Source organism: Nocardia sp. NPDC003999, assembly GCF_053604885.1.
Genome location: NZ_JBSGIB010000021.1, coordinates 96,867 through 121,854, shown reverse-complemented (window position 1 = coordinate 121,854; position 24,988 = coordinate 96,867). Strand labels below are relative to the sequence as shown.

Annotated in this window: 21 protein-coding genes; 8 read left to right on the top strand and 13 right to left on the bottom strand. The window is 68.4% G+C overall.

The features are described 5' to 3' along the window. Nucleotides 1-94: 94 nt before the first annotated feature. On the bottom strand, nt 95-1,744 hold the full coding sequence (locus tag ACWESM_RS30230) for an acyl-CoA synthetase (RefSeq protein ID WP_397278062.1): 1,650 nt from the start codon (nt 1,742-1,744) through the stop codon (nt 95-97). 217 nt (nt 1,745-1,961) lie between these two features. On the opposite strand from ACWESM_RS30230, the gene ACWESM_RS30225 reads away from it, so the two are divergent. Together ACWESM_RS30225 and ACWESM_RS30220 are read left to right on the top strand one after the other, a co-directional pair. Next, nucleotides 1,962-2,822 (top strand): oxygenase MpaB family protein, encoded by an 861-nt coding sequence (locus ACWESM_RS30225; RefSeq protein ID WP_364426759.1) that lies wholly within the window; start codon nt 1,962-1,964, stop codon nt 2,820-2,822. Next, entirely contained in the window at nt 2,819-3,574 is a 756-nt protein-coding gene (locus ACWESM_RS30220) for an oxygenase MpaB family protein (protein ID WP_452494659.1), read from the top strand. Before ACWESM_RS30225 ends, ACWESM_RS30220 begins: the two co-directional genes overlap by 4 nt. 284 nt (nt 3,575-3,858) lie before the next feature. Here ACWESM_RS30220 and ACWESM_RS30215 read toward each other — a convergent pair whose 3' ends face one another. Next, on the bottom strand, nt 3,859-4,755 hold the full coding sequence (locus ACWESM_RS30215; protein WP_452494658.1) for an SDR family oxidoreductase: 897 nt from the start codon (nt 4,753-4,755) through the stop codon (nt 3,859-3,861). A 134-nt stretch (nt 4,756-4,889) separates the two neighbouring features. On the opposite strand from ACWESM_RS30215, the gene ACWESM_RS30210 reads away from it, so the two are divergent. Continuing rightward, complete coding sequence (locus ACWESM_RS30210) at nt 4,890-5,504, top strand: TetR family transcriptional regulator (protein ID WP_364426750.1); 615 nt, start codon at nt 4,890-4,892, stop codon at nt 5,502-5,504. A gap of 274 nt (nt 5,505-5,778) precedes the next feature. Beyond that, nucleotides 5,779-7,008 (top strand): erythromycin esterase family protein, encoded by a 1,230-nt coding sequence (locus ACWESM_RS30205; RefSeq protein ID WP_452494655.1) that lies wholly within the window; start codon nt 5,779-5,781, stop codon nt 7,006-7,008. Between the two features lie 118 nt (nt 7,009-7,126). Here ACWESM_RS30205 and ACWESM_RS30200 read toward each other — a convergent pair whose 3' ends face one another. Beyond that, nucleotides 7,127-7,759, bottom strand: a complete 633-nt coding sequence (locus ACWESM_RS30200) for a TetR/AcrR family transcriptional regulator (protein ID WP_452494674.1) — start codon at nt 7,757-7,759, stop codon at nt 7,127-7,129. A 109-nt stretch (nt 7,760-7,868) separates the two neighbouring features. On the opposite strand from ACWESM_RS30200, the gene ACWESM_RS30195 reads away from it, so the two are divergent. From ACWESM_RS30195 to ACWESM_RS30180, 4 genes are all read left to right on the top strand, one after another. Continuing rightward, entirely contained in the window at nt 7,869-9,338 is a 1,470-nt protein-coding gene (locus ACWESM_RS30195; RefSeq protein ID WP_452494653.1) for a hypothetical protein, read from the top strand. Nucleotides 9,339-9,424: 86 nt separating this feature from the next. Next, nucleotides 9,425-10,267: a dienelactone hydrolase family protein gene (locus ACWESM_RS30190; protein WP_364426741.1), complete on the top strand. Its 843-nt coding sequence runs from the start codon at nt 9,425-9,427 to the stop codon at nt 10,265-10,267. Between the two features lie 106 nt (nt 10,268-10,373). Continuing rightward, complete coding sequence (locus ACWESM_RS30185) at nt 10,374-11,600, top strand: thiolase family protein (RefSeq protein ID WP_452494651.1); 1,227 nt, start codon at nt 10,374-10,376, stop codon at nt 11,598-11,600. 3 nt (nt 11,601-11,603) lie between these two features. Next, nucleotides 11,604-13,157 (top strand): class I adenylate-forming enzyme family protein, encoded by a 1,554-nt coding sequence (locus tag ACWESM_RS30180; protein WP_364426735.1) that lies wholly within the window; start codon nt 11,604-11,606, stop codon nt 13,155-13,157. Between the two features lie 72 nt (nt 13,158-13,229). On the opposite strand, the gene ACWESM_RS30175 is transcribed toward ACWESM_RS30180, so the two are convergent. The 10 genes from ACWESM_RS30175 to ACWESM_RS30130 all read right to left on the bottom strand — a co-directional run bounded on the left by ACWESM_RS30175 (nt 13,230) and on the right by ACWESM_RS30130 (nt 24,981). Next, complete coding sequence (locus ACWESM_RS30175; protein WP_452494672.1) at nt 13,230-14,516, bottom strand: uracil-xanthine permease family protein; 1,287 nt, start codon at nt 14,514-14,516, stop codon at nt 13,230-13,232. A 305-nt stretch (nt 14,517-14,821) separates the two neighbouring features. Continuing rightward, the gene (locus ACWESM_RS30170; protein ID WP_397278049.1) at nt 14,822-16,147 is read right to left on the bottom strand and encodes a UDP-glucose dehydrogenase family protein; all 1,326 of its coding nucleotides are present in this window, start codon (nt 16,145-16,147) and stop codon (nt 14,822-14,824) included. Then, nucleotides 16,140-17,090, bottom strand: a complete 951-nt coding sequence (locus ACWESM_RS30165; protein ID WP_452494649.1) for a glycosyltransferase family 9 protein — start codon at nt 17,088-17,090, stop codon at nt 16,140-16,142. The genes ACWESM_RS30170 and ACWESM_RS30165 overlap by 8 nt, the downstream gene beginning before the upstream one ends. Beyond that, nucleotides 17,081-17,770 (bottom strand): SDR family oxidoreductase, encoded by a 690-nt coding sequence (locus ACWESM_RS30160; RefSeq protein WP_356969335.1) that lies wholly within the window; start codon nt 17,768-17,770, stop codon nt 17,081-17,083. The genes ACWESM_RS30165 and ACWESM_RS30160 overlap by 10 nt, the downstream gene beginning before the upstream one ends. Before the next feature lie 21 nt (nt 17,771-17,791). Then, nucleotides 17,792-19,174, bottom strand: a complete 1,383-nt coding sequence (locus tag ACWESM_RS30155; RefSeq protein WP_452494646.1) for a PfkB family carbohydrate kinase — start codon at nt 19,172-19,174, stop codon at nt 17,792-17,794. Beyond that, nucleotides 19,171-19,734, bottom strand: coding sequence for a D-sedoheptulose-7-phosphate isomerase (locus tag ACWESM_RS30150; protein WP_355074204.1), 564 nt, complete (start codon nt 19,732-19,734; stop codon nt 19,171-19,173). The genes ACWESM_RS30155 and ACWESM_RS30150 overlap by 4 nt, the downstream gene beginning before the upstream one ends. Then, complete coding sequence (locus tag ACWESM_RS30145) at nt 19,731-20,774, bottom strand: glycosyltransferase family 9 protein (protein WP_364426716.1); 1,044 nt, start codon at nt 20,772-20,774, stop codon at nt 19,731-19,733. Before ACWESM_RS30145 ends, ACWESM_RS30150 begins: the two co-directional genes overlap by 4 nt. Then, nucleotides 20,771-22,270, bottom strand: a complete 1,500-nt coding sequence (locus tag ACWESM_RS30140) for an HAD-IIIA family hydrolase (RefSeq protein WP_452494644.1) — start codon at nt 22,268-22,270, stop codon at nt 20,771-20,773. The genes ACWESM_RS30145 and ACWESM_RS30140 overlap by 4 nt, the downstream gene beginning before the upstream one ends. After that, the gene (locus ACWESM_RS30135) at nt 22,267-23,889 is read right to left on the bottom strand and encodes a carbamoyltransferase family protein (protein WP_452494642.1); all 1,623 of its coding nucleotides are present in this window, start codon (nt 23,887-23,889) and stop codon (nt 22,267-22,269) included. The genes ACWESM_RS30140 and ACWESM_RS30135 overlap by 4 nt, the downstream gene beginning before the upstream one ends. Before the next feature lie 120 nt (nt 23,890-24,009). Then, nucleotides 24,010-24,981, bottom strand: coding sequence for an NAD-dependent epimerase/dehydratase family protein (locus ACWESM_RS30130; RefSeq protein ID WP_355074197.1), 972 nt, complete (start codon nt 24,979-24,981; stop codon nt 24,010-24,012). Nucleotides 24,982-24,988: the final 7 nt, after the last annotated feature.

The following is a 24,988-nucleotide window of genomic DNA, read 5'->3' as shown; positions in this document are numbered from 1 at the left end:
GCGAGATCATGCATACGCTGCCGCATGCCGCGCAGGTCGCGATCCGTGAATCACTTGACGACAACGACGATACGCAGGTGATGGCATACAACAGCTAGATGTCGGCCTCCTCCAAGGCGCGGCGCACCAGCTTGCCAGTGGCATTGCGCGGCAGTTCATCGACGAATACCACGTCGCGAGGCACCTTGTGGCGCGCCAGGTTCGCTCTGACGTAGTCCTTGATCTCCTGCGGGTCGCGCTCGGCGTCCGCAGCGGGTACGACGAAGGCGCGCAGACGTTTACCGAAGTCGCGATCGTCGACGCCGACGACCGCGGCTTCGAGTATGTCGGGACGGTCGGCGAGGAGGTTCTCCACCTCCAGCGGGTAGACGTTCTCGCCGCCGGAGACGATCATGTCGTCGTCGCGGCCATCGATGAACAGGCGGCCGTCGGCGTCGAAGTGGCCGACGTCGCCGCTGGACAGCAGTCCGTCGACCATCTCCTTGTTCCGGCCGTCGGTATAGCCGGAGAAGCTGAGTCCACTGGAGACGAAGATCGTGCCCACCTCGCCGGGGGTGGTGATCTTGGTACGTTGCGCGTCGTAGATGGCGACCCGGCAGCCCACGGGCGGTCTGCCGACAGTGCCCGGCGCCACACGCATGTCGTGCGGGGTGGCCACGGCGGCGACCGCGACCTCGGTGGAGGCGTAGAGGTTGTACAGCACATCGCCGAAGGCGTCGGCCGTGCGTCGGCTCAGGTCCGGTGATACCGGCGCTCCGGCTGTGAAGATCACCCGCAGCGAGCTGGTATCGAATTGCTCGAGGACGCCGGGTCCGAGATCGAGGATGCGCTGCAGCATGGTCGGTACGACGACCAAGGTGGCGGCGCGGTGACCGGCGACGTTCGCCAACGTTCGTCGCGGATCGAATTTGCGCTGCTGGAAGACGATCTTGTTGCCCAATGCCCAGCCGAGAGTGAACTGTGACAGGCCGGTGCCGTGGAAGATGGGAGCTGCCATCACGACCGTGTCCGCACATGGTAACGGCACGCGGTGCAGGAACTGCGCCGACTGCAGTGGCGAGACCTTGTCCCGCGGGGCGCCTTTCGGCGTGCCGGTGGTTCCGCTGGTCAGGATGACGATCCCGCCGGGGCGTCGCGGTGGCGGCAGCGCCGCGGTCGACTCGGCGGCGATGAGCGAGTCGATCGTCGGTGTGTTCCCCTCGACCTGGTCGGTCTCGTCTACCCAGCTCAGAATCCGCGGTACACGTTCGGGGACAGCGCCGAGCAGTTCGACGAATTCGCTGTCGAGCAAGATCGCGCCGACGTTCTCCCTCGCGGCGACCTCGGCGAGCTGTGGCTTGGCGAAACCGGTGTTCATCAGCACCAGGCGGGCGCCCAGCTTCCCTGCCGCCAAGAGCGTCAGCACCATTCCGCGGTGGTCGCGGCAGAGGGCGGCGAGCACGGTGCCGGGGCCGATTCCGGCGGCGGCGAGGCCGCGGGTGAGTGCGTTCGACTGCTTGTCGAGTTGATCGAAGGTGAGTGTTCCGCGTTCGTCGACGATCGCGGGTGCGGACCCGTGGCGGCGGGTGGCATGGGCAAGCGTGGTGACGAACGGGCCGTACACGGAAGCTTCGCGCATCACCCGGATGGTCTCCGCCGGACGTGCCGGATCGACCATTCCGCGCTTGGCCAGCACGACGGCGGCCGAGGCCAGGTCGGCCACCGACCGGACCGCCGTGAGCGGGGACCATGACGTCTTGGTCATCGACACCTCCAGTTGAGCAGATCGGCGACCGAACCCTGTCGGCGAGCGGCGCCGCCGATGCGGCCCGCTGCGCGATGAAGCCTACCTCAGAAGAAGAATCATGGTTCACATAATCGGTAGGAGCGGCCGCCTGGGGCGTGGCGTTCGAGATTGCTGAACGGCTGTCTCGGTGAGATAATGGAGCGAAGTTTATGTCATCATATCGCTGGAGCTGGGCATGTCTCGATCCGAACCGTCAGCACAGCCGCTGACTGCTGCCGAAGCCGATCTCGGACGGCGCCGCCGCTATATGGCGGGCCCCGCAGCACTGCTGGGTGGCCCGGCCAACGTGGTGATGCAATTGAGTTTGCCCCCCGTCGGCCGCGGCGTCGTGGAAAGCACGGTCGAAAGCGGCAGATACACCGTGCATCCACGCAAGCGTGGCCGTACGACGCTGACCTACCTGGCCGTGGCGATGCTCGGTACCGAGGAAGATCGGGAGGCTTATCGCGTGGCGGTCAACACCTCGCATCGCCACGTGCGGTCCGGCCCGCACAGTCCGGTGAAGTACAACGCTTTCGATCCGGAACTGCAATTGTGGGTGGCCGCGTGCCTCTACCGCGGCACCGTCGATTCCCTTACCTTTCTCTACGGCCCTATGGATGAAGAGCTGGCCGACGAGGTGTACCGCGAGTCGAGCCGATTCGGGACGACATTGCAGATGCGCGCGGAGGTGTGGCCGCGCGACCGTGCCGCGTTCGCCGAGTACTGGGACTCGAAGCTTTCGGATCTCACGCTGGACGATGAGGTGCGGGCCTATTTGCTCGACCAGGTCATCGATCTGGGCCCCTATCGACGCCTGGAGCGGTTGGCGTTCCGCCGGACGAATCGGTTCTTCACCACGGGCTTTCTCCCGCAGAGGTTCCGCGATGAACTGGGCCTGGATTGGAGCGCTCGTCGCCAGCGTGTCTTCGAGCTGACGATGCGCTCGATCGGACTGGTGTTGCGGGTGTTCCCCGAGCGTTGGCGGCTGTATCCCTTCGACAACTATCTGCACGATATGCGCAGGCGGCGCGCGCTCGGAAAGCCGCTGGTGTGAAGACCGTCAGTGAGCCCGGATCGCTGTTGCGGAAGTATCTCGGAGACCGGCGTTTCGCGCTGGCGCTTCCCAGAGCGGTAGCCCTGCAAATTCTGCATCCCGCGATCGCGACGGCGCTCACCGAGCATGTGACCTACCGGCTGTGGTTGCACAAGCGCCGCACCGTCAACGCGATTGTGCAGATCGCCTACTCCGACCGGGATCTGCGCTCGCTGATCCACGCCGGGCACGCCCACGTGCAGGGCAGCGACGATTTCGGCGCTCGCTATCACGCGCTCCGGCCGGATCTTTTCTTCTTCCAGCATGCGACGTATGTCGACACACTCTTCTTCGCGATCAATATGTTCATTCGCCCGCTGACACCGGAAGAAAGCCATCGGCTCTATCGGGAATGCGTCGAATGGTATGGCCGTTACGGTATTTCGGCACGGCACATGCCGCACACGCTGCCCGAGTTTCGCAATTACGTCGAGGAGACCTGCGCGACGACGCTGCGAACGAGTCCGGCCGCGGTGGGGCTGGCGCCGCAGGTGCTGCGCCCGGATGCGTGGATACCACGGGCGCTACCGAATTCGGTGGCGCGGGCGATCCAGCATCCGCGAGCGCGGGATCTCCTCGGTGTGCCGCAGCGCCCGGGGGACCGGCACGCGTTGCGGCTGTATGCATTGGCACTGCGAACTTCGGGGCGTGCCGCACCGCGTCGGATGAAGTATCTCCACCCCGCCCGCGCGGCCGGCGTCGGTCCGGCATGATCGACACCGCTGCCTCGGCCGCAAAGGTCGTTCCGGATCCTTTGCCCCGGCCCCGCCGACGGGTTGGATGAACCGAATCCCTCGTGGTCTTCGACCTGGTTCGGGTGAACGCCGCCGCGTGCTCGATGCCCGAGGCCGCACCGGTGCGGACACCGGTCTTTTCTTATCGTCGCCGAGGCGATGATCGCCACAGGGCGTGCTGGGTCGGGGAGGCTACCGGTGACCACGGTGGAAGGCTCGCCAGTGGAACCGCCCCGGCGACGGCATGAACTTGCGGCGGCCGATCAGTGCGCCGTGTAGGCACCGGCGTCGAGGTCCTCGATGAGGGTCGGTCCGGTAGGTGTCCAGCCCAGCAGCTCTCGCGTCGCCTCGCTGGTTGCCGAGAGGTCCATCGCGAAGAATGCGCCGATCCACCCGAAATGACCTTGGATGTCCTGTGGGGCGATTGAGGTCACGGGCAGGTCCAGTGCTCGGCCGATCGCCTCGGCGATCACGCGGCTCGGCACGCCCTCTTCGGCGACAGCGTGCAGGCGAGCTCCCGCCGGGGCCTTGCCGAGGCCGAGCGTGACCAGTCGGGCGGCGTCGGATCGATGGACCGCGGCCCACCGGTTGGCGCCGTCGCCGGGGTAGCCGGAGACGCCGGTCCGGCGAGCGATCGCGGCGAGGGTCGCTATGAAACCGTGGTCCCCGGCGCCGTGCACGGTTGGCGCGAAACGCAGGCTCACGGTGTGCACGTCGCGGTCGACGTACTCGAGCGCCAAGTTCTCGCTTCCTCCGCGCGGCGAGTCGGGGCCGTGGAACGGAGAAGGGTCGGCCTCCGTCGCGGGCCTGCCCTGGCTGAGGGCGGCGACGCCCGACGCGAGCAGGAAGGGGCGGCCGGTGCCGGCGAGCGCGTCGCCGATGGTCTGAACGGCGGCTCGCTCGGCCGCATTGGAGGCGGCGAGGTCGGACCAATCGTGTTTGTTCGCCAGATGAATGACGGCGTCGGCCGCCTCGGCTCCGGAGCGGATGCTGTCGAGGTCGTCCAGGTCGCCGCGGCGGACCTGGGCGCCTTTGGCCTCGAGGGCTGCGGCGGATCCGTCGGATCTGGCCAGTCCGGTGACCTCATGGCCGTCGGCGAGCAGGTCGGCGACGGTGGCCGAGCCGATCCATCCAGAGGCTCCGGTGACGAAAACATGCATGACGTGAACTCCTTCGTCCACTCCGCCGCTGAGCGGGGGAGCGATCCCTGCGAGGTGATGTCTGTGACTGACGTCAGTCACAGACATCACCTTACGCCTTCATGTCATTAGCTGTCATCACTACACTTGGCGACATGGCACGTTGGGAACCTGGGGCCGCGGAGCGGCTGCGGCAGGCCGCGCTCGAACTGTTCGCCACCCGGGGCTTCGAACAGACCACCGCCACGGAGATCGCGCAGTCCGCCGGCCTGACCGAACGCACGTTCTTCCGTCACTTCAGTGACAAGCGAGAGGTTCTCTTCCGCGGACAGGGCTTACTGGTCGAAGCGTTCGTCACCGGCGTGGACGCCGCACCCCCGGACACGTCCGCGATCGACATCGTCGCCTCCGCGCTGCAGTCCGTAGCGTCGTTCTTTCCCGACGAACGCCGGTCGGACTCCCGCACACGACAATTCGTGATCGACCAGAACCCCGCACTACAGGAACGCGAGCGGCACAAGCTCGCAGGTCTCGCCACGACGGTCGCCGACGCCCTGCGCGCGCGAGGCGTCGACGACCTCGCCGCGAGGCTGGCGGCGGAGTCGTGCATCACGGTGTTCGGGATCGCTTTCACGCAATGGATTCGCGAAGACGAGCAGCGGTCGCTCGCCGAGATAGCAGCCGATGTGTTCGGCGAGTTGCTGACCCTCGCGGGAAAGGCGACAGCGCATCGCGCGACGCCCGCGGATCGCGCCGCCGGGCAATCCTGAGAAACTGTCGCCGCCCGCCATCGCTCATGACGCCGATGATGCTCGGCTCACTCGATCGGTCCTTCCTGCGCTCCGGCGCGGCCGACCTCATCGCGGCGCGTTGGTCGCGGTAGGCGGGGCGGACGGGGCTCGGTGACCGCGATTCGGCAATTGACATCCGCTCCATCCCGAAAGTACCTTTGCGAGCAAAGATAAATGCCTTTGATCGCAAAGGTATTTTCCATAGCGCTCCGCCGAGCCAGGTCCGGCGGGCCCGTTCGCCGAGGAGCAGACCATGTCGGATGAGACGCACGACTCCGCGCACGTGACGCGTTGGATCCGCGACCGCGCCCGCCCCCTCGCCACGCTCGACGCCGATGGGTCGCTCATGGACTTGGCGGCGTTGGCCGACCGGGCTGACGGCACGGTCGTCGTCGGAGTCGGCGCGACGACCCGCGCGGGGCACGAACTGTCCGTGACCGCACACCGGATATCGCGACTGTTCGTGGAAACTCTGGGTTTTCGGGCGCTCGCCCTGCTCGATGACGAATCCGTCGTGGCGGCCATGGACGAATACGCGCGGACGGGTGCCGGGGACGTGCGGGCGATTCTGGGTGATGTGTGGGTGCCGTGGCGCACCGCCGAGACAATCGCGGTTCTGGAGTGGGCGCGCGAGTTCAATCGTGCGCATCCGCACGATCCGGTGCGCCTGTTCGGCCTGGCTCCCGAGGCCGCCAAACCGGCGCACTACGAGCGCGTGACTAGGTTCGTGGAAAGAGCTGCGCCGCAAAGGATCGCGGAGCTCAGATCGCACTACGACCCGATTGTGACAGCCCATCGGCTGGGCGAGCACATACAGCGCGCGAACGGCACCCACCCCGGGCGCCCATTCGCCGACCACGCCCGAGACGCGCTGACGCTGGTCGAGTCGTTGCTGGGCGCCGCAGGCGCACCCGAAATCCTGGACGCGGCTCGCCTCATCGTGCGGTACCACGAGAACAGCACCGCCTCGGGCCGCCGTGACTTCGCCGCCGAATCCGTCGATGCCGCTCGCCGCATAGTGGACTGGCACGACCGCACCGGGCACCGGATCGTGTACTGGGAAGGAGTGTCCAACACCGCCGTCGCGCGAGAGCTCACCGTTGCCGCTATGTCACAACGGTTTCCGAACACGGGATCCCTGCTCCGTGACCGCTTCGGAACCGGTTATCTGTCGGTCGCAGTTACCTTTCATCACGGCAACGTCCGCGCCGACCTGGCTGTGCCCGCTCCGGCGGACGGCTTCGCGGACACTGTGCTCGACCAACCCGAACTCGGCAGTTACCTGCTCGATCTGCGGACCGCACCCGCGGGCGCGGTTCGGCAATGGCTGCATCGGCCCGCGAAGCTCCGCCTCATCATCGGGACCTACCGCCCTGACCGCGACGTCGATCATCACATCGCCGGTGCCGGACTGGGCGACTGGTTCGACGTCGTCCTGCACATCCGGACCATCACCCCGACGCACTCGCTCGCCCAACCGTGACGCATGCGCCCGCCGTCGCGCTCCACGACCCTCGACAAATTACGCCACTCGACTTCGATCGACGGTGGCGCCGCGCACTTCTGACGCGCTCGACGCGGTCCGAGTAGGCGGCGCGCTCTCATTCGCCGCCCTGCCCGATGTGGGGCCGCACGAGGGGCAGGTAGATGGTGTCGATGATCTCGGTGATGGTGCTGTCGGGGATGGTGGTGACGCCGCGGACAAGGTACTCGTTGCGCAGTAGATCGACCGCCACGGTCGCGATTCGCGGCGACAGTGCTTCGGGGCGGGCTTGGCCACGGGCGATGGCGCGACCGAGAATCGTCAGCCATCGGGTGACGCTGGTGTCGAACAGCTGATCTCGAACTTCGCGGAGCAGGTCCGGTTGGCTGTGCATTTCGGTGGCCAGTACGTGCAGTAGCTCTCCCTGTCGTGACGTCATTCGATCGGCGGCGGCGCGTAGTACCGCGAGTGCGTCCGTGCGCAGGTCGCCGGTGTCGGGCACGTCGTCGGTCAGGGCGGCCTCGCGGAACGCCGCGACCGCCAGTGCCGCGCGGCTGGGCCAGCGGCGATAGATCGTGGTTTTGTTGGTTCCGGCGCGGGTGGCGACTCGGTCGATGCCGAAGCCCGCGTAGCCGACCTCGGCGAGTTCTTCCGCCGCCGCTCGCAGTATCGCTTGCTCCAACACTTCGCCACGCCGTCGCGGCGCCTTGCGGTGATCGTCCGCGCGGCTCGGCCCGTCCGGCCCACTCATTCCGTTCACTTAGAGGACTATACGTCCCTTGGTGGCGGAATCTCGTGGTAGCTTGGCGCACTAATAGAGTACTGATAGTCCTCTATTTGGCGCTGAAAGGAGCACGACCATGGCCTCTGCCGTATCCGCGGATGAACTGCTGCCCGGAATTCGTCTCGGGGTGGTGCGTGGCACCACCTACGGGCTGTTCGGCCGACCCGAGGAGTTCGTGCCACAGGCGCGGGCGCTGGGCGCAGGCATCGTCCGGGTGAACATCTACTGGTCGCAGGTCGAGCCGGAACCCGGCCGGTTCGATCTGCACGTGCTCGACGCGTTGCTGGACCAACTCGCCGACGGCGACGAGGCGTGGGTGACGGTGTGCGCGGGTTCGCACTGGGCCACGCGGCGCGCCACCCGGTGGCTGCCCGCGTCGCCGGCCATCGACATCGACCGCTACCATCGCTTCGTCCGAGAGCTCGCCGCGCACCAGCCGGGCCGAATCCGCTTCTGGCAGTGCGAGATCGAGCCCTGCCTGCCGTTGTTCTGGGCCGGTACGGCCGGTGACTATGTCGCTCAGCTGCGGGTCTTCCACGAGGCCGTGAAACAGGCGGACCCCGCGGCGCTGGTGGTACTCGGCGCGGCGGTGCCGGGGGCGATGCTGGGCGACGGACCGGCCGGAGCGCACACCTGGGGTCGCTTCTTCGGAGAGGTGCTGCGGGATGGAACGGAGCATTTCGACGTTTTCGACATCCACCCCTACGGCGACCCGTACACCGTCCCGGAACTGGTGCGAGCATGCCGAGCGCAGCTGGCCGCGCACGGATGCGAAAAGCCGGTCGTCGCAAGCGAACACAGCGGGCCGCTGCCCACGGATTTCCCGGACAATCTGCCGCATCTGGCCGATGTGCTCGCGGTTCATCAGCAGCAGTTCCTTGGGAAGGCTCCTATGCCCGACACCCTCGAAGAGATCGAAGCCACGGCGGACGCGCCGGTGGTCGAGCTCTACCAGCGCATGGCCGAACTGCCGCCCACGTTGCAGATGTTCATGAACGGGTGCGCACCGGAACTGGAGGAACACCGGCACAGGCTGGCCTGCCGGGATGTGGTGGTGCGCACGATGCTCGCGCTCGCCGAGGGCATCCGGCGCAACTTGTACTACCCGATCGCCCCCGAATGGGAGTTCTATCGCGACAGCCGTGCCGCGGGTGCGCTGATGTTCGGCAAACTCCAGCTTCTGGACAGTGCGGGCGGAATCATCGGTCGGCGGCATCCGGCCGCCGACACCTTCGAGTCGATGGCACGCCTGCTCGACGGCGCCACCCGGGTTCGGCGGATCACCGTCACCGATCGTCCCGACTTGTACTTGTTCGAAGCCGAGCGGAATCACGGCACTCCGGCGCTGGTCGTCTGGGAGCGGCGCGGCATGGCCGATCAGGATGATTCACCGAACGAATTCGTCTGTGACTGGCCGTTTCTCCGGGCGCATGTAGTGGATGTCCACGGTGCTCGGGTGCCGGTCGACATCGCTGGGGGAGTGCTTCGGGTCCCGGTCTCGTCGACGCCGCTGTTCATCGACGGCGCTGTCGAGGGACAGCGGTGACTCCGGGCGCATCGGGGAACATTTTTCCTATAACCGGCGAGTCCTGCCGGTCGATAGTGAGGGCCCGTTCACGAGAAGGGCTACACATGAGCGACGACGATCTTCACGACTTCGAGCGCGATTCGTTCACCTACGACGGCAAGACCCGCGCACTTTTCCGCCAAGGCGCCGGTCCCGCCGTAATCGTCATGGCGGAATTTCCGGGCATCTCACCCGAGGTGTTCGACTTCGCCCGCCGCGTCGCGGGTTTGGGGTGCACGGCGGTGGTGCCGCACCTGTACGGCAACCCGGGTCGTGACCCCAGCCCCGCCGCGCACGGGCTGGTCTCCGCGTTGGCGAACGTCGCCGGTCAGCTCGGGCCGATCTGCGTCAGCCGGGAGTTCGTGGTGCTGGCCACCGGCCGCACCTCACCGGTCGTGCACTGGCTGCGTGCGCTTGCCGAACACGAGCACCGCCGCTGCGGCGGACCGGGTGTCGGTGCCGTCGGGATGTGCTTCACCGGTGGATTCGCCCTCGCCATGGCGGTCGACGACCGTCTGATCGCGCCCGTGCTGTCCCAGCCGGGGCTGCCGCTGGGTTTCACCTCGCGACAGAAATACTCCATCGACCTGTCCGCTTCGGACCTCGCCCGCGTCAAACAACGTTGCGCCGACGGACTTTCGGTCATGGGCCTGCGATTCTGCGGTGATCGACGTTCTCCGGCCGAACGATTCGACTTCCTGCGCGACCAACTCGGCGACGCGTTCATCGCGATCGAACTCGACGACGCGGCCGCCAACCCGGACGCCGTGCTCGATCCCCACTCGGTCCTGACCGAACACCTCATCGACGAACCGGGCCAACCTACCCAGGCCGCCCTACACCGAGTACTGGATTTCCTCGGCAGTCGACTCCTGGCGGATCACCAGCCGATCGGTGAGCGCCCTTAGCGACGACTCCTGTCGTCCCGCGCGGTCGATGCGACTCCGCACCGCCTTCGGCGCGGGCCGGCGTCGATCGGACCGCATCGACGACTTCCGAATCGAAAGGAAAATCATGACAACCCCCGTCTGGGTCGCCGGTGTCGGAATGACGCCGTTCGGCAGACACGCCGGAAAGAGCGTCAACGATCTCACCCGCTGGGCCGTCACCGACGCGTTGCGGGACTGCGGTGCCTCCGCCGACGCACTCGACGCCGCGTTCTTCGGTACCGCCACGCAAGGTGCGCTCGAGGGCCAGCACATGATCGCGGGGCAGATCGCCTTGCGGGCCTCGGGTATTCAGCGCATTCCGATCGTGAACGTCGAGAACGCCTGCGCTACGGGCGCCTCCGCGTTCGCGCTCGCGGTGGATCGGATCCGGTCGGGGGCCGCCGATGTCGCGCTGGCCGTCGGCGTGGAGCGCATGCACGTCGACGACCCCGAACGAACCATGGCGATGTTCGACAGCGCCTACGACGTGTCCGATCCCGCCGCGCTCGAGCGCGTCCTGCTGGAGCTGGGTGGTGACGTCGACGACCACGACCTGGGGCGCCGCTCGGTCTTCATGGACATCTACGCGGCTATCGCTCGCAACCACATGCGTCTGCACGGCACGACCCAGGAACAGATCGCCGCGGTAGCGGCCAAGAATCACGACCATGCGGCCGACAACCCGCGCGCGCATTACCGCAAGCCGATGACCGTGGCGGACGTACTCGCGGGGCGGCAGCTGTCGTACCCGCTCACCGTCCCGATGTGCGCGCCGATCACCGACGGCGCGGCCGCGGTGATCGTGTGCAGCGAGGCCGGGCTCCGGCGGCTCGGCGCGCCGAAATCGGTGCAGGTTCTCGCCGCCGTCCTCGGCAGCGGAGCGGACCGCGACGCGACGACGTTCGAGGGACACCCGAGCCGTACGGTATCCGCACGCGCCTACGAACTGGCAGGAGCCGGTCCGGAGGACATCGACGTGGCCGAGGTTCACGATGCCACGGCATTCGGCGAGATCCTGCAGACCGAGTTGCTCGGCCTCGTTCCGCTCGGTGCGGGTGGACCGGCGGCGCTGCGCGGTGAGACCACGCTCGGGGGCAGGATTCCGGTGAATCCCTCCGGCGGCCTGGAATCCAAGGGGCATCCCCTCGGGGCGAGTGGGCTCGGCCAGATCTTCGAGCTCACGGAACAATTGCGCGGCAACGCCGGTCCGCGTCAGGTGGACGGGGCGCGAATCGCGTTGGCGGAGAACGGCGGTGGTTTCCACCGCGGCGAGGAAGCGGTCACCGCCGTCATCGTGCTGGGAAGGGTGTGAGACATGGCCATCATCGATTTCTTCGATCGAGGGCGGGCGATCAATCCGGCGGGCGTCGCCTACCGGACCGACGACGAGGTCTGGACTTTCGACGAAGCCGGTGCGCTGTCGTGCCGAATCGCCCATGCGCTACTGAGCGCCGGCATGCGGCGCGAATCGAAAATCGCCGTGCTGTCGCCGAACTCACCGCTGGCGTGGATCTGCGTACTCGGCGCATGGCGCGCGGGCGCGGCGTGGGTCCCGCTGAACCCGGCCCATCCGGTGAGCGAGAACATCCGGCTGTTGCGGCGCTTCGACGTGGAAGTGTTGTTCTACCACCCTGCTCTCGCCGACCAGGTAGCGGAACTGAAGACGGCGGCACCCGGGGTCGGCGTATACATCGCGTTGGCGGCAGGGACCGACGATGTGACCCTGCAGGACTGGACCGCCCAGCATCCCACCGCGCCACCGCGGGTCGGCTACGCCATGGACGACGTGGTCGCCGTGGCGCCGACCGGCGGAACGACCGGTGCACCCAAGGGCGTCATGAATACGCACCGCAGTCTGTCGGCGATGGTGACCCACCAGATGATGGCGCTGGTCCATCCGGCGGGCGCACCCATCGTCAACCTGGCCGCGGCCCCGATGACGCACACGGCCGGGCTGTTCAGCCTGCAGGCCACCGCACGCGGGGGCGAAGTCGTCATCATCCCGCGCGCGACACCGGAGCGGGTCCTCGATGCCATCGAGCGGCACCGCGTCACGGATCTGTTCCTTCCGCCGACGGTGATCTACCGCTTGCTCGAGGTGCTGCGGCAGCGGACTGCCGACACCTCGTCCCTGCGCTACCTGACCTACGGCGCGGCGCCGATGTCGACCGAGAAACTCCGCGCCGGAATCGAGCGGCTCGGGCCGGTCTTTCTGGAAGGCTACGGGCAAATGGAAGCCCCCGCGGCGATCTCGTTCCTGCGGCCCGACGAGCACCTGATCGACGGACGGGTTGCGCCCGAGCACCGACTCGGTTCGTGCGGACGACCCTATCCGCTGGCCACGGTGGCGATTCTGGACGAGTCCGGGGCGGAGGTGGCCGCGGGTGTGACCGGCGAGATCTGTGTCCGGGGTGATCTCGTGATGAAGGGCTACTACAAGGATCCCGAACGCACCGCGGAGACCATTGTCGACGGATGGCTGCACACCGGCGACCTGGGGCATCGCGACGCGGAAGGCTACCTCCACATCACCGACCGGAAGAAGGACCTCATCATCTCTGGCGGTTTCAACGTCTTTCCCGGCGAGGTCGAGCAGGTGATCTGGAGCCACCCCGCCGTGCGGGATTGCGCGGTGGTCGGCGCCCCGCATCCCGACTGGGGTGAGGTCGTGACCGCTGTGGTCGAACTCGAGGCGGGGCAGACCGTTGGCGAGGCGGAGCTGATCGCCCGGTGCCGCGAGCGGCTCGGCCCGGTGCGGGCGCCCAAGGCGGTCGTCTTCGTCGACCAGCTCCCTCGCAGCGTCAATGGCAAGGTCTTGAAGAAGGAAGTGCGGGAGCGATTTTGGGCCGACCGCAGCACGAGGATCTGAGGGTCGTGCTCGTATTCCTCCAGGTTCCCAGCGCATGGAGCGTCGATCGCTGTTGCCCGGAATCGCCGACGGTCACCGATCCGTCGGTTCCACCGGCTTCCGCACCCCGTGCGCGTTGTCAGGGACGACCGTCCCGCGCCATCCCCCGATGAGCCGCATGGCGTGGTAGATCACCAGCGCCGCGACGGCGCCCAGCGTGATACCACCGAAGTCGAGTTCGCCTACCACCCATGTGAAGTCGGCGATGCCAATGACCAGCGGGATGGCCGCGGTGAACTGGTTGATCGGCTTGCCGAAGTCCACCCGGTTGCTCACCCAGATGTGCACGCCGAGGATTCCGACCAAGCCGTAGAGTGCCGTCGTCACGCCACCGAGCACCCCGGCCGGGATGGCGGCGATCACGGCTCCCACCTTCGGTGAGAGGCTGAGCGCGATCGCCGCGGCGCCGGCCACCCAGTACGCGGCGGTGGAGTACACCTTCGTCGCGGCCATCACGCCGATGTTCTCCGCGTACGTGGTGGTCGCCGAACCGCCGCCGCTGCCTGCCAGTACGGTCGCCAGACCGTCGGCCGCCAGCGCGCGGCCCATGCGCCGGTCGTAGTCGATACCGGTCATCGTGGTGATCGACTTGACGTGCCCGATGTTCTCCACCACGAGTACCAGGACCACCGGCAGGAACATCGGGATCACCGAGAGGTGGAAGCTCGGTGCGTGGAAGTCGGGCAGCCCCACCCAGGAAGCCTCCCCGATCGCCGCGGTGTCGACCTCGCCGCGGGCGAGCGCGAGCAGATAGCCGAGCACGACACTGGTGACGATCGCCAGCCTGCCGAGCAACCCGCGAAAGAGCACCAGACACAGGATCAGTAGGACGAGCACGACCGTCGCGGTGATCGCGTCCTTCTCGAAATTCGTCTTGGCGGTCGGCGCCAGGTTCAGCCCGATCAGGGCGACGATGGTGCCGGTGACCACCGGCGGCATCAGCGCTTCGATCCAGTGGGTGCCTGCGAAGTGCACCACCGCGCCGATGACGATCAGCACGACGCCCACCACGACGATGCCGCCCAGCGCCGCACCCATTCCGGCGGAGGCGGTGGCCGCGAGGACCGGAGCGATGATCGCGAAACTCGAACCCAGATAGCTCGGCAGCCGGTTGCGGGTGATCACCAGGAACAGCAGGGTGCCGACCCCGGAGAACAGCAGCGTCGTCGACGGTGGGAACCCGGTGAGGACCGGCACCAGGAAGGTGGCGCCGAACATCGCCACCACATGCTGCAATCCGATCCCGATCGTGCGCGGCCAGGTCAATCGCTCGCCGGGCGCGATCACCGCGCCGGTGGCTACCGGAGTCCACCGGAACATCGATCCGGTTCGCGATTCGGGCGTCGTCATGGGAGCAGTGTGCGGCATCGACGGCCGGCGCGCTGTGCCGGACTCCTCGGCCGAGATGTCGCGTGCTGTCGTGCCGTGCGTCGACCTCGTCCTGTGCCCCGTAGGCGTGGGCGCCGGACGGTGCCGAAGTCGCCCACGCCTTCGCGGTGTCGCCCGGCTGCACCAGCCAGGCGGGGTGCGGGCGTAACCGACGCCGGACGGCGTTCCGGTGGCCAGCAGATCGCCGGTGCCGAGACCGGCTTCGCGTACTCGACCTGGGCCCTGCACGAGCGTGTCTAAAAGGCCCGTCCGCCGTCGGAAGCGCCGGAGGTGCCGTTGCCCAGCACCGTGAATCCGGTGCGGGTGAGCAGGCGCTCGTCGAGAAGGTTTCTCGTGTCGACGATTACGGGTCGGTCGACATCGGTCGCGAGTTTCGCCCAGTCGAGCGAACGGAATTCGGGCCACTCGGTGAGGATCACCAGCGCGCCGGCGTCTTTCGCCACCAGGTAGGGGTCGTCCACCACGCGGATGCCGTCCAGACCCGGGGTGCCCGCCGGCACACACGGGTCGTAGGCGGTGACCACGGCGCTGTGCCGGGTCAGCTGCCGCGCGACCGCGACGGCGGGGGAGTCGCGCAGATCGCCGGTTCCGGCTTTGAACGCGAGGCCGAGCACGCCGATCCGGGTTCCGGCCAGCGAGCCGTCGACCGAATCGGTGACCGCGCGGCGGATCTTGCGCAGCACCATCGCCTGCTGGCGGTCATTGGCTTGCAAGGCATTGCGAACCATGGCGAAGTCCACACCCCGAGCTTCCGCGGCACGCAGGAGCGCGCGCGTGTCCTTGGGCAGGCACGAGCCGCCCCAGCCGGGGCCGGGAGCGAGAAAGGCGGGACCGATCCGGTCGTCCATCCCCATCGCGCCGGTGACCTTGGTGATGTCGGCGCCGACTCGTTCGCACAGTTCGGCCAGTGTGTTGACGAACGAGAGCTTCACCGCGAGAAACGCGTTGCTGGCGTACTTTGCCAGTTCGGCGCTGGCAGAGTCGGAACGCAGCACCGGTGCGCCCGTTCCGGCGTAGAGCGCCGCGACACGGTCGGCCGACTCCCGATCGTGCTCGGCCGCGCCGAGGAGAACCCGGTCGGGGCGCAGGAAATCCTCGACCGCGTGGCCCTCCCGGAGGAATTCGGGGTTGCTGACCACCGCCGTGCCCGCGAGACCGGACAGGGCGGGAATCCGCGCTGCCGTCCCCACCGGGACGGTGGATTTGGTGACGAGCACACAGTCCGGTGGCAGGACGGTGGCCAACGTCCTCAGCGCGTCCTCGAGCACGCCGAGGTCGGCCGTACCGCCGGTGCCCATGGGCGTGGGAAGGCACAACAGGACCACTTCGCATTCGTGCAGCGCCTGCGCGTCCGATGTGAAGACCAGCCGATTTTCCTCCAGTCCCTCTCGAACCAGTTCCGGCAACCCGGGCTCGACGATCGCGACCGCACCCGTACGCAGCGCCGCCACTTTGGCTTCGTCGTTGTCGACGCAGATCACGTGGTGTCCGAGGTGGGCGAGGCATGCGGCGCTGGTGAGCCCCACATAACCGGCGCCGACCACGCCGACGCGACTACCCATGGCGGACCCGCTGTCCGAGCAAGTCGGCCGCGACCGTGAGCACATGTTCGGGTCGCACCATGAGCAGGCCCGGATCCGGATAATCGGCGTGCGGGTCGCCGACCGTCCCGGCCCACAGCGCGATGTGGTGTTCCGCGTCCGGGGGCGGCCCCCACCGGTTCGGGGGCGTGGGCCCGAACAGCACTACCGACGCTGTGCCGAACGCGGTGGCGAGATGCCCGACGCCGGTGTCACCGCACACGACCAGAGCCGCGTCGGCCACCAGTGCGGCGAGTTCGGTCAGATCGGTGCGTCCCGCGTACACCGCCGAGGGCGGGAGCCCGGCCTTCTCGGCGACCGCGTTGGCCAAGCGCATTTCGTCTCTGCTCCCGGTGATCACCACTCGATGACCGTCGGCGACGAGTTCACGCGCCACTCGCGCGAAGCGTTCGGACGGCCAGCGCCGCGCGGGATACGCCGCGCCGGGATGGATCACGACCGCATTCGATTCGGGGGCGGGTCGCGGTGGGGCCGGCAGCAGCAGTTCGGTTGGATCGGCGTCGATCCCACCGTATTCCAGCAGGCGGCACCAGCGATCCACTTCGTGCACGTCGTCGCGCCACGCGGGGCCGGGCAGGTCGGGAAATTCCGGATTGTGGTGGGTCAGTAGTGCATCCGGGCCTGCCGTCAACAGATCGCGGATGCTCTCCGGTCCTTTGCCGTGCAGGTTGACCGCGAGCCTCGGTGGCGCCGTGGGCCATCGAAGCGCACCAAGTCCCGCCGTCGGCAGCAGTTCGTCGACCGCGTCGATGAGGCCGACGAGGTCACGCAGCGCTGCCGGCGCCGCGAGCACCACCCGGTGGCCGGGGTGGGCGCTTCTGATCCCGCGCAAGGCGGGCACGATGGTCAGCAGGTCGCCGAGCCCGAGTGCCCGCAGCACCAGGATCGTGCGCGTCAGGGCCACGATCCCTCTTCCGAGGCGCACACGACCATCTCCCTGACCTCGCAGCCCGGCGGCTGCCGGAGCGCGAAGACCACCGCGTCGGCGACGTCCTGCGGTTGGTTGAGTTTCGCGTCGGGCGGCGGCTTGTACTGCTCGTCGCGGTCGTCGAAGAACGCCGTGTGCATCCCGCCCGGGATGAGCAGGGTCACCCCGACGCTGCCCGCCGTTTCGGCGGCGAGCGCCCTGGTGAAGCCCACGACGCCGAATTTCGAGGCGCAATAGGCGGTCGCGTGACCGACCGCCTTGATGCCCAGGGTGGAAGCACACGTCACGACCGTTCCCTTGCTCTCCCGCAGCGCCGGAAGGGCGGCACGAATCACGGCGGCGGTGCCGAACAGATTGACCTGGACCACGTATTCCCATTTCTTCGTTGGCACTTGGTCCAGTGGGCCGCAGGCGTCGGTCCCCGCCGCGGTGAACACGCCGTCGATCCGGCCCCCCGTGCGCTCGATGATCTCGTGCACGGCTTGTTCGGCGGCGACGGTGTCGGCGAGATCGGCACGCACGAAATCGACGGGTGCCTCGGGCTCCACCCGGTCGATCACATAGGGGCGGCCCCCGTTCGCGCGGACGGCGGCGGTGACCGCCGCGCCGAGCCCGGAAGCGCCACCGGTGATCAGGACATTGCCGAGGGTTCGCATCGCGCTCCTTATGTTCTCGGGTCAGCCGCCGACCTGGCTCGCGGTGACCAGTTGTGTAGTCGAGTAACCGGGAACAGTGGGGATCAGCGCGATCTCGCCGCCGTAACCGCGAACGACCGCGGCCTCGGGGAGATCCACGCCGGAGTAGTCGCCGCCCTTGACCCACACATCGGGGCGAAGGCGGTCCAGCAGTGCGCTCGGCGAGGATTCGTCGAACACGACGACGGCGTCGACCGAGGACAGTTCGACGAGCAGCCGGGCACGGTCACGTGCGGTGACGATCGGCCGGCGCGGCCCTTTCAGGCGCCGCACCGACGCATCGGAGTTGAGACAGACCACCAAGGCGTCACCCATGGCGCGAGCCTGGCGCAGCAGGCTCACATGGCCGGGATGCAGCAGATCGAAACAGCCACCGGTGGCGACGAGTCGGCCGCCACGCGCCCTGATTCGCGCCGCCACCTCGAACGCCGACTCATTCGTGTCGGTCGGCCCTGCCGTGGCCACGGCCGTGCTGTCGCACGTGGACAACGTGGCCGCGCCGCCCGCCGCGACGAACCTGGCCGCCGCGTCGACCGCGTGCGACACCGCGTGGGCGACCGTGGAGCCGCCGAACAGGGCGGCGGTCGCGGCCGAGGCGAATCGGTCACCCGCGCCGCAAGTGTCGGAACCGGAATGCCCGGCGAGACGGACGTCGGCAGGTACCGGAACCACAGTGAGCCGTTTCCCATTGGCCAGGACCGCTCCGCCCGGACCGGTGGTAACCGCGACGGAATCCGCTGCCCACTCGTCTCGGAGCACCTTCGCCAACTCGTCGGGTTCGACATATCCCGGCGCGAACTGGCGTGCCTCTTTCAGGTTCGGCGAGACCAGTTGTGCTCCCGGCGTCGGCGCGGGGCCGCGCGGGTGCGGATCCCACACCACCGGTACCGACCGAGCCAGTTCGGTGAGCAGGCTCCGGATCCGGGGATGCGCGGCGACACCCCGGCCGTAGTCCGCCACGAGGATCGCCCCGGCCGCCCGCAGTGTCCTGGTAACCGCGGCGCTCACCGAGCCGCCGTCCGCGGTGCCGTCGCCGGTGTCCATTCGCAACAGCGACTGTCCCGCGGCGCGGACGCGGGCCTTGCGAACCGTCTTGCCGCGCAGCGCGATCGGAACGACTCGAACGTGCTGGTCGAGGAGCCGGGTGAGGATGCGGCCGTCGTGGTCGTCGGCGGTCGCCGTGATGAGCGAGACCTCGGCGACCGACTGCGCGGCCAGCGCGGCGGCCAGCCCGGCACCGCCCGGGCGTATCCACTGGCGTTCCACGTCCACGACGGGCACGGGCGCTTCGGGCGACAACCGCTCCGCGACGCCTTCGATGTCGACGTCCAGAATGCTGTCGCCGACCACGACCAACGGCTTCATGTCGGTACCCCCAGTGCATCGTCGAGCGCCGAGCACAGAGCGTGCACCAAGACCAGATGCACTTCCTGCACAGTGGCCGTGGTGGGCGCGTCCACGGCGACGGCGTCGTCGCACAGCGCCGCGAGCGGATTGGGCGCAGGCCCGGTCATGGCCCACGTGACGACGCCGATGTCGTGCGCCGCTTTCGCCGCGGCAACCACGTTGTGGCTGGTGCCGCTGGTGGACAACAAGACGAGGATGTCGTCGGGCCTGCCGTGCGCGCGGACCTGGCGGGCGAACAGTTCGGTCTCGCCGTAGTCGTTGATGATCGCGGTACCCGCCGAGGTGTCGGCGTGCAGCGCGATCGCCGAGAACGGACGGCGCTCGTTGCGGAAGCGGCCGACCAGCTCACCGGTCAGGTGCTGGGCTTCCGCGGCGCTGCCGCCGTTACCGCAGGCGAGCAACCGTCCACCGTTGGCGAGCACGACCGCGAGTTGCCTGCCCCATCTGCGGATATCGGGTGCGAAGCAACTGGTGCGGTCCAGCGCCGCGTGCAAAGCCGCGAAATGGTCTTCGATCACCCCGCACCTCCTGTCCGCAGGCGCGTGAGGCTGCCCGCACCGAGTTCTTCCGCCACCGTGACGACCTGCTCGGGGGTGATCGAGTCGAGGCACGGATGCCCCGCCACCGGGCAGACCCGGGCTCTGCTGCCGCGGCACGGCGCGCGTTGGTCACCGAGCATGGCCACCGGCACGCCGTAGGGGGCCCACCGCTCGGCGGGCACGACCGGTGCGAACAGCGAGACCACGGGTGTCCCGACGGCCGCGGCGAGATGCGCCGGGCCGGTGTTGGGCGCCACCACGACGCTCGCGTCGCGGAGCACGGCGGCGAGTTCGGGCAGGGTCGTGGCTCCACCGAGGTCGATGCCGTGTCTGCCCGCGACGGCGCCGGTGAGCGGCCGGTCGGCGGGAGCGCCGGTCACGATCACCCGGTGACCGGCGCTGGTCAGTGCGGCGACGATGGCCGCGGAACGGGACGACGACGGCTGCCGCGCCGGTACCGACGCGGCCGGATGCATGACCACGTAACCCGGTTCGCCGGTGAGTCCGCCGACCTTCGGCAACGGCTGCCGGACAGCGAGTTTCCCGTCGTCGCCGGGCGGCAGCCGGAAGCCGGCCGCCGCGGCGAGCGACAACGCCCGTTCGGCTTCGGGCGGATCGCCCTCGACGCGATGGCGCAGATCCAGCAACGAACCGGGGTAGTCCTCCGAGATCGCGCCGATCCAGGGAATACCGGCCATCCGAAGCAGCAGCGCCAGCGGCAGCGGCGATTGGTGGAAGGACGTGAGGATCAACGCGAGATCCACCTCGAGCGCGCGTATCCGCTCGACAAAGGCATCGATGCCCGCCGACGTGACCGCGGGTGGCTCCAGATCGATCCACGGCGCGCGCCACGTCACGACCTGCTCCACACCCGGCAGAAGGTCCGCGGCGGCTCGGCCGCGCGGCCCGGCCAGCAGCGTCACCGAATCGACCTGCGCGGCCACCGCTCGGACGCACGGCCCCGCCAGCAGCACATCGCCGAAATTGTCCATGCGGGCCACCAGCGCCCGGCCGGTCACGGCACACCCGCCAGCGCCAGCCGGACGGCCTCGGTCAGATCCCGCGCCACGGTCGCTTCGCGACGCGCGCGGTGCACCTCGCCGGGGAGGGTTCTCGCCGTCGGCACCAGGATCGCGCGTGCGCCCGCGGACTGCGCGGCGGCGACGTCGGCGCCGGTGTCGCCGATGACCACACACCTGCCGATGTCGACGCCGAGATCCGCGGCGGCCTGCCGGATCAGGCCCGGCTCCGGTTTGCGGCACCCGCAGCCGCCGCCTTCGCCGTGCACGCACACCTGCCAGGTCGCGAACGGTCCGAGCAGATCCTCGACTCGGGCGTTCACCGCGGCGAGCTGTTCGGGGCTGATCAATCCTCGCGCTACGCCGGACTGGTTGCTCACGATGCCGAGCTGGATGCCCGCCGCGCGCACTTTCCGCAGCGCGTCGGCGGCTCCTGGCACCGGCTGGACCTCGGTGGGGTCGGCGAGGTAGGGGACATCGATGATGAGGGTGTCGTCGCGGTCGAACAGCAACGCCAGCGGCGAGGCGTGGGTCGCGTTCCGGTGACGCAGCTCGCCGCGCAGTCGGTGCCAGCACGCGGCCGGTGGAATCAGCGCGCTGCTCAGCGTCATCCGGCCGATCTCGCCGGGTGTTCGGGGTCCGGGTGCGATCCGGCGCGCTGCGAATGCACCGGTCAGCGCCGTCCAGATGGCCGCGAAAACGAGGGCGGGCAGTTTGCGGCCCGCGATGCCGAGCGCCATGGCCACCGCGCCCGCGGCCGTAGTGAACGCGTGGTGGCGGAGAAGTCCGGCCTCTTCGCCGATCCGCTGCCGCCATCGAGCGCCGTATTTCCGCCGCAATAGGGCGTTGTCGGCGTTCCCGCGTTGTGCTCGGACACTGGCCATCGGTCCCGATTCGCGAAGCGGGTGGCGAGTGACGCGTTGTCCGGCCGCGATGACGTAACCCGCGAGGCAGACCCGGAGTGCCAGATCGGCGTCCTCGCGGAACGCCCGCGGGAACCGTTCGTCGAAGCCACCCACCGCGATCAGCGCGGACCGGCGATAGGCCATGTCCGCCGTGATCCACTGCGCCGTGGCCAGCCGTGCGATCCCGCGTTCGGCGTCGGTCGGCCTGCGGTGCTTCGGCAGTGGAACCTCGATGCGGGCCGTGGAAGCCGCCGTGTTGTCGTCGAGATCACGCAGGTCCTCGGCCAAGCGGGCGGGCCAATCCGGCGCGGTGAGCACATCGTCATCGAGGAAAGCGATCCAGGTTCCTTCGGCATGCCGCCACCCGGCGTTCCTGGCCGCGGCGGGTCCGCGTCCGCCCGAGCGGATGACCTGAACCGAAGACACCGTCGCGGGCAACGGTAGGTCCCCGGCTCGTGGCCGATCGTCCACCACGATGATCTCCCGTGGTTTCGGTCCCGACGCCGTGTCCAGCGACTCGAGCAGCGCGCGAAGACTTTCCCGGCCCATGGTCGGGATCACGATGCTGTAGTCCACGGTGGGGCCGTTCATGGGCGACGGACCACGAATGAGCCGATGGCGAGCAGATCGATGGGTGCCGAACCGAAGCATTCGAGGGCGTCGCGCGGTGAATCGACCATCGGCCTGCCCGCCGTGTTCAGGCTGGTGTTGATCACTACCGGCAGACCCGTGTGCCGATCGAACTCCGCCAGCATGCGTGCCAAAACCGGCTTGTCGGCGGGATCTACGGTCTGTACCCGCGCGGTGCCGTCGACATGTGTCGCGGCGGGAATCCGCTCTCGCCACTCCGGCGCGACGTCGTGCACGAACAGCATGTACGGGCTCGGCAGCGGCCCGCGTCCGAAGATCTCGGACGCCCGGTCGGCGAGCACCATCGGTGCCAGCGGCCGGAACTGTTCGCGCCCCTTCACATCGTTGAGGCGTTCGAGATTCGCCGACCGGCCGGGGTGAGCGAGCAGCGAACGGTGGCCGAGTGCGCGCGGGCCGAATTCGGACCGGCCCTGGAACCAGGCCACCACCTGGTCTTCCGCGAGCGCTTGCGCCACGTCCGCCGCGATGTCGTTGGATTTCGTGTACCGGACCTTGGCCGTGCGGAGCACGGTTTCCAGCTCGGCGTCCGTCCATTCGCGGCCGAGGTCGGCGCCCCGCATCGGGGTGACCCGCTCCCCGAACTCGGCCGCCAATTGCAGCGCGGCGCCCAGTGCGGTGCCCGCGTCGCCCGCGGCAGGCTGGACCCAGATCCGCTCGTAGGGGCCTTCGGCGTGCAGACGGCTGTTGGCCACGCAGTTCAGCGCGATGCCGCCGGCCAGCGTGAGGGTTCGCTGCCGGGTCTGGCGATGCAGCCAAGAGGTCAACTCGAGCAACACGTCCTCGAGTCGTCGTTGGACGCTGGCGGCGAGGTCGGCGTGGTCTCGGCCGAACTCACCGCCGATGACCGTGGGGGCGAAGTCCGACCAGTTCACGGCCTCGGTACGGAAACCACCGTCCCGGGTGGAATACACGAGTTGGCGGAACCGATCGAGGAAGCGGGGGGTGCCGTAGGAGGCCAGTGCCATGACCTTGTACTCGTCGCTGGACCGGGTGAAGCCCAGATGCTCGGTGAGGTCCTCGTACATCAATCCGAGCGAGTGCGGCAGCCGCTGTGCCGCCAGCTCCACGAACTTGCCGTCTCGATATTCCCCGGCGAGATAGGACTGGCTCTCGCCGCGTCCGTCGGCCACCAGCACCGCCGAGTCGCCGGACGGGGCCGCGAGGGCCGCGGACGCGGCGTGCGCCAGGTGATGTCGCACGAAACGCACGATGGTGGGATCGAGGCCGGGCAACGCGGCCGCGAGGAAAGCGGGCGCTCGGAACGCGTAGTCCGTTCTGGTCGCCTCGCTTTTCCGATCGAGACCGCCGAGCGAATGATCGACCAGTGCCGGGTCGTAGGAGTAGCCCACCGCGTCGAGCTGGTCGGGGCGTAATCCCGCTCGCTCCAGACACCATGCGGCGGCTTGTTCGGGCAGTTCCCATGCGGAGAAGGGCACCGGGCGCTTGCCGTGCTTGCGGCGGGTGAACCGCTCTTCCTCGGCGGCCGCGACGATTTCGCCGTCCACGATCAGAGCCGCAGCAGGATCATGAAATACCGCGTTGATTCCGAGAATGCGCACGGGCCGCCTTTCTGTTCGAGACGCGGTTCGAGACGCGCGGGACCCGGTTCGCCCGCTGGCATACAAGGGGGGCGCTACCCGGTGAAGTCGCGACTAAACCGATCCGCCGTCGGGCGCCGCTCAGCGCACGGACTCTTCGGCCGACTCGGCCGTGCGCCCGGCGAACCAGTCGATCGTGCGGCGCAGTCCTTCCTTCCTGCCGATCAACGGCCACCAGCCCAATTCGCGCCGGGCCAGCGAGATGTCCGGGCAGCGCCGTTTCGGATCATCGATCGCGCTGTCGACATACGTCACGATGGAACGGCTGCCGGTTGCCGCTCGGATCTCCTCGGCGAGGCCGCGGACGGATATCTCGTGCGGATTACCGATGTTGACCGGCCCCGGATGGTCGGTCGACGCCAACGCGAGCAGGCCGCGCACCGTGTCTTCGACATAACACAGCGAGCGGGTCTGCTCGCCGGTTCCCGCGATGGTGAGCGGTGCGTCCGCCAACGCCTGTGCGATGAAGGTGGGCACCATCCGGCCGTCGTCGGTACGCATGCGGGGACCGTAGGTGTTGAAGATCCGGGCGATCCCGGTGTTCGCGCCACGCTCCCGGCGAAATGCCATCGTGAAAGCCTCGGCATACCGCTTCGCCTCGTCATAGACGCTGCGCGGCCCGACCGGATTCACGTGACCCCAGTAATGCTCGGGTTGCGGGTGGACACCCGGGTCGCCGTAGACCTCGCTGGTCGATGCGAGCACGAAACGAGCTCGATGCCGCTCGGCCGAATCGAGGGCGTTGGCGGTGCCGAGGGAGCCGGCTCGTAGTGTCTCGATCGGCAGTCGCAGGTAGTCCGGTGGCGACGCGGCCGACGCGAGGTGGAAGACGACATCGAAGAAGCCCATCGTCGGCAGCGGCTCGGTGACGTCGTGCTGGATGAGGTCGAATCCGGGACGGGCCAGCAGCCGGGCGACGTTGTCCGGTGTGGACGTGGCGAAGTTGTCGAGCGCGACCACGACGGTGCCCGCGTCGAGCAACTGCTCACAGAGGTGTGATCCGACGAAACCGCATCCGCCGGTGACCAACGCGCGTTCGCAGGGTTCGGACATGCTGTGG

Excerpts from the sequence above, each read along its gene's own strand:
- ACWESM_RS30230 (WP_397278062.1), bottom strand. The coding sequence starts at position 1,744 with ATGACCAAGACGTCATGGTCCCCGCTCACGGCGGTCCGGTCGGTGGCC.
- ACWESM_RS30225 (WP_364426759.1), top strand. The coding sequence starts at position 1,962 with ATGTCTCGATCCGAACCGTCAGCACAGCCGCTGACTGCTGCCGAAGCC.
- ACWESM_RS30215 (WP_452494658.1), bottom strand. The coding sequence starts at position 4,755 with ATGCATGTTTTCGTCACCGGAGCCTCTGGATGGATCGGCTCGGCCACC.
- ACWESM_RS30210 (WP_364426750.1), top strand. The coding sequence starts at position 4,890 with ATGGCACGTTGGGAACCTGGGGCCGCGGAGCGGCTGCGGCAGGCCGCG.
- ACWESM_RS30205 (WP_452494655.1), top strand. The coding sequence starts at position 5,779 with ATGTCGGATGAGACGCACGACTCCGCGCACGTGACGCGTTGGATCCGC.
- ACWESM_RS30200 (WP_452494674.1), bottom strand. The coding sequence starts at position 7,759 with ATGAGTGGGCCGGACGGGCCGAGCCGCGCGGACGATCACCGCAAGGCG.
- ACWESM_RS30195 (WP_452494653.1), top strand. The coding sequence starts at position 7,869 with ATGGCCTCTGCCGTATCCGCGGATGAACTGCTGCCCGGAATTCGTCTC.
- ACWESM_RS30190 (WP_364426741.1), top strand. The coding sequence starts at position 9,425 with ATGAGCGACGACGATCTTCACGACTTCGAGCGCGATTCGTTCACCTAC.
- ACWESM_RS30185 (WP_452494651.1), top strand. The coding sequence starts at position 10,374 with ATGACAACCCCCGTCTGGGTCGCCGGTGTCGGAATGACGCCGTTCGGC.
- ACWESM_RS30180 (WP_364426735.1), top strand. The coding sequence starts at position 11,604 with ATGGCCATCATCGATTTCTTCGATCGAGGGCGGGCGATCAATCCGGCG.
- ACWESM_RS30175 (WP_452494672.1), bottom strand. The coding sequence starts at position 14,516 with ATGTTCCGGTGGACTCCGGTAGCCACCGGCGCGGTGATCGCGCCCGGC.
- ACWESM_RS30170 (WP_397278049.1), bottom strand. The coding sequence starts at position 16,147 with ATGGGTAGTCGCGTCGGCGTGGTCGGCGCCGGTTATGTGGGGCTCACC.
- ACWESM_RS30160 (WP_356969335.1), bottom strand. The coding sequence starts at position 17,770 with ATGCGAACCCTCGGCAATGTCCTGATCACCGGTGGCGCTTCCGGGCTC.
- ACWESM_RS30155 (WP_452494646.1), bottom strand. The coding sequence starts at position 19,174 with ATGAAGCCGTTGGTCGTGGTCGGCGACAGCATTCTGGACGTCGACATC.
- ACWESM_RS30140 (WP_452494644.1), bottom strand. The coding sequence starts at position 22,270 with ATGAACGGCCCCACCGTGGACTACAGCATCGTGATCCCGACCATGGGC.
- ACWESM_RS30130 (WP_355074197.1), bottom strand. The coding sequence starts at position 24,981 with ATGTCCGAACCCTGCGAACGCGCGTTGGTCACCGGCGGATGCGGTTTC.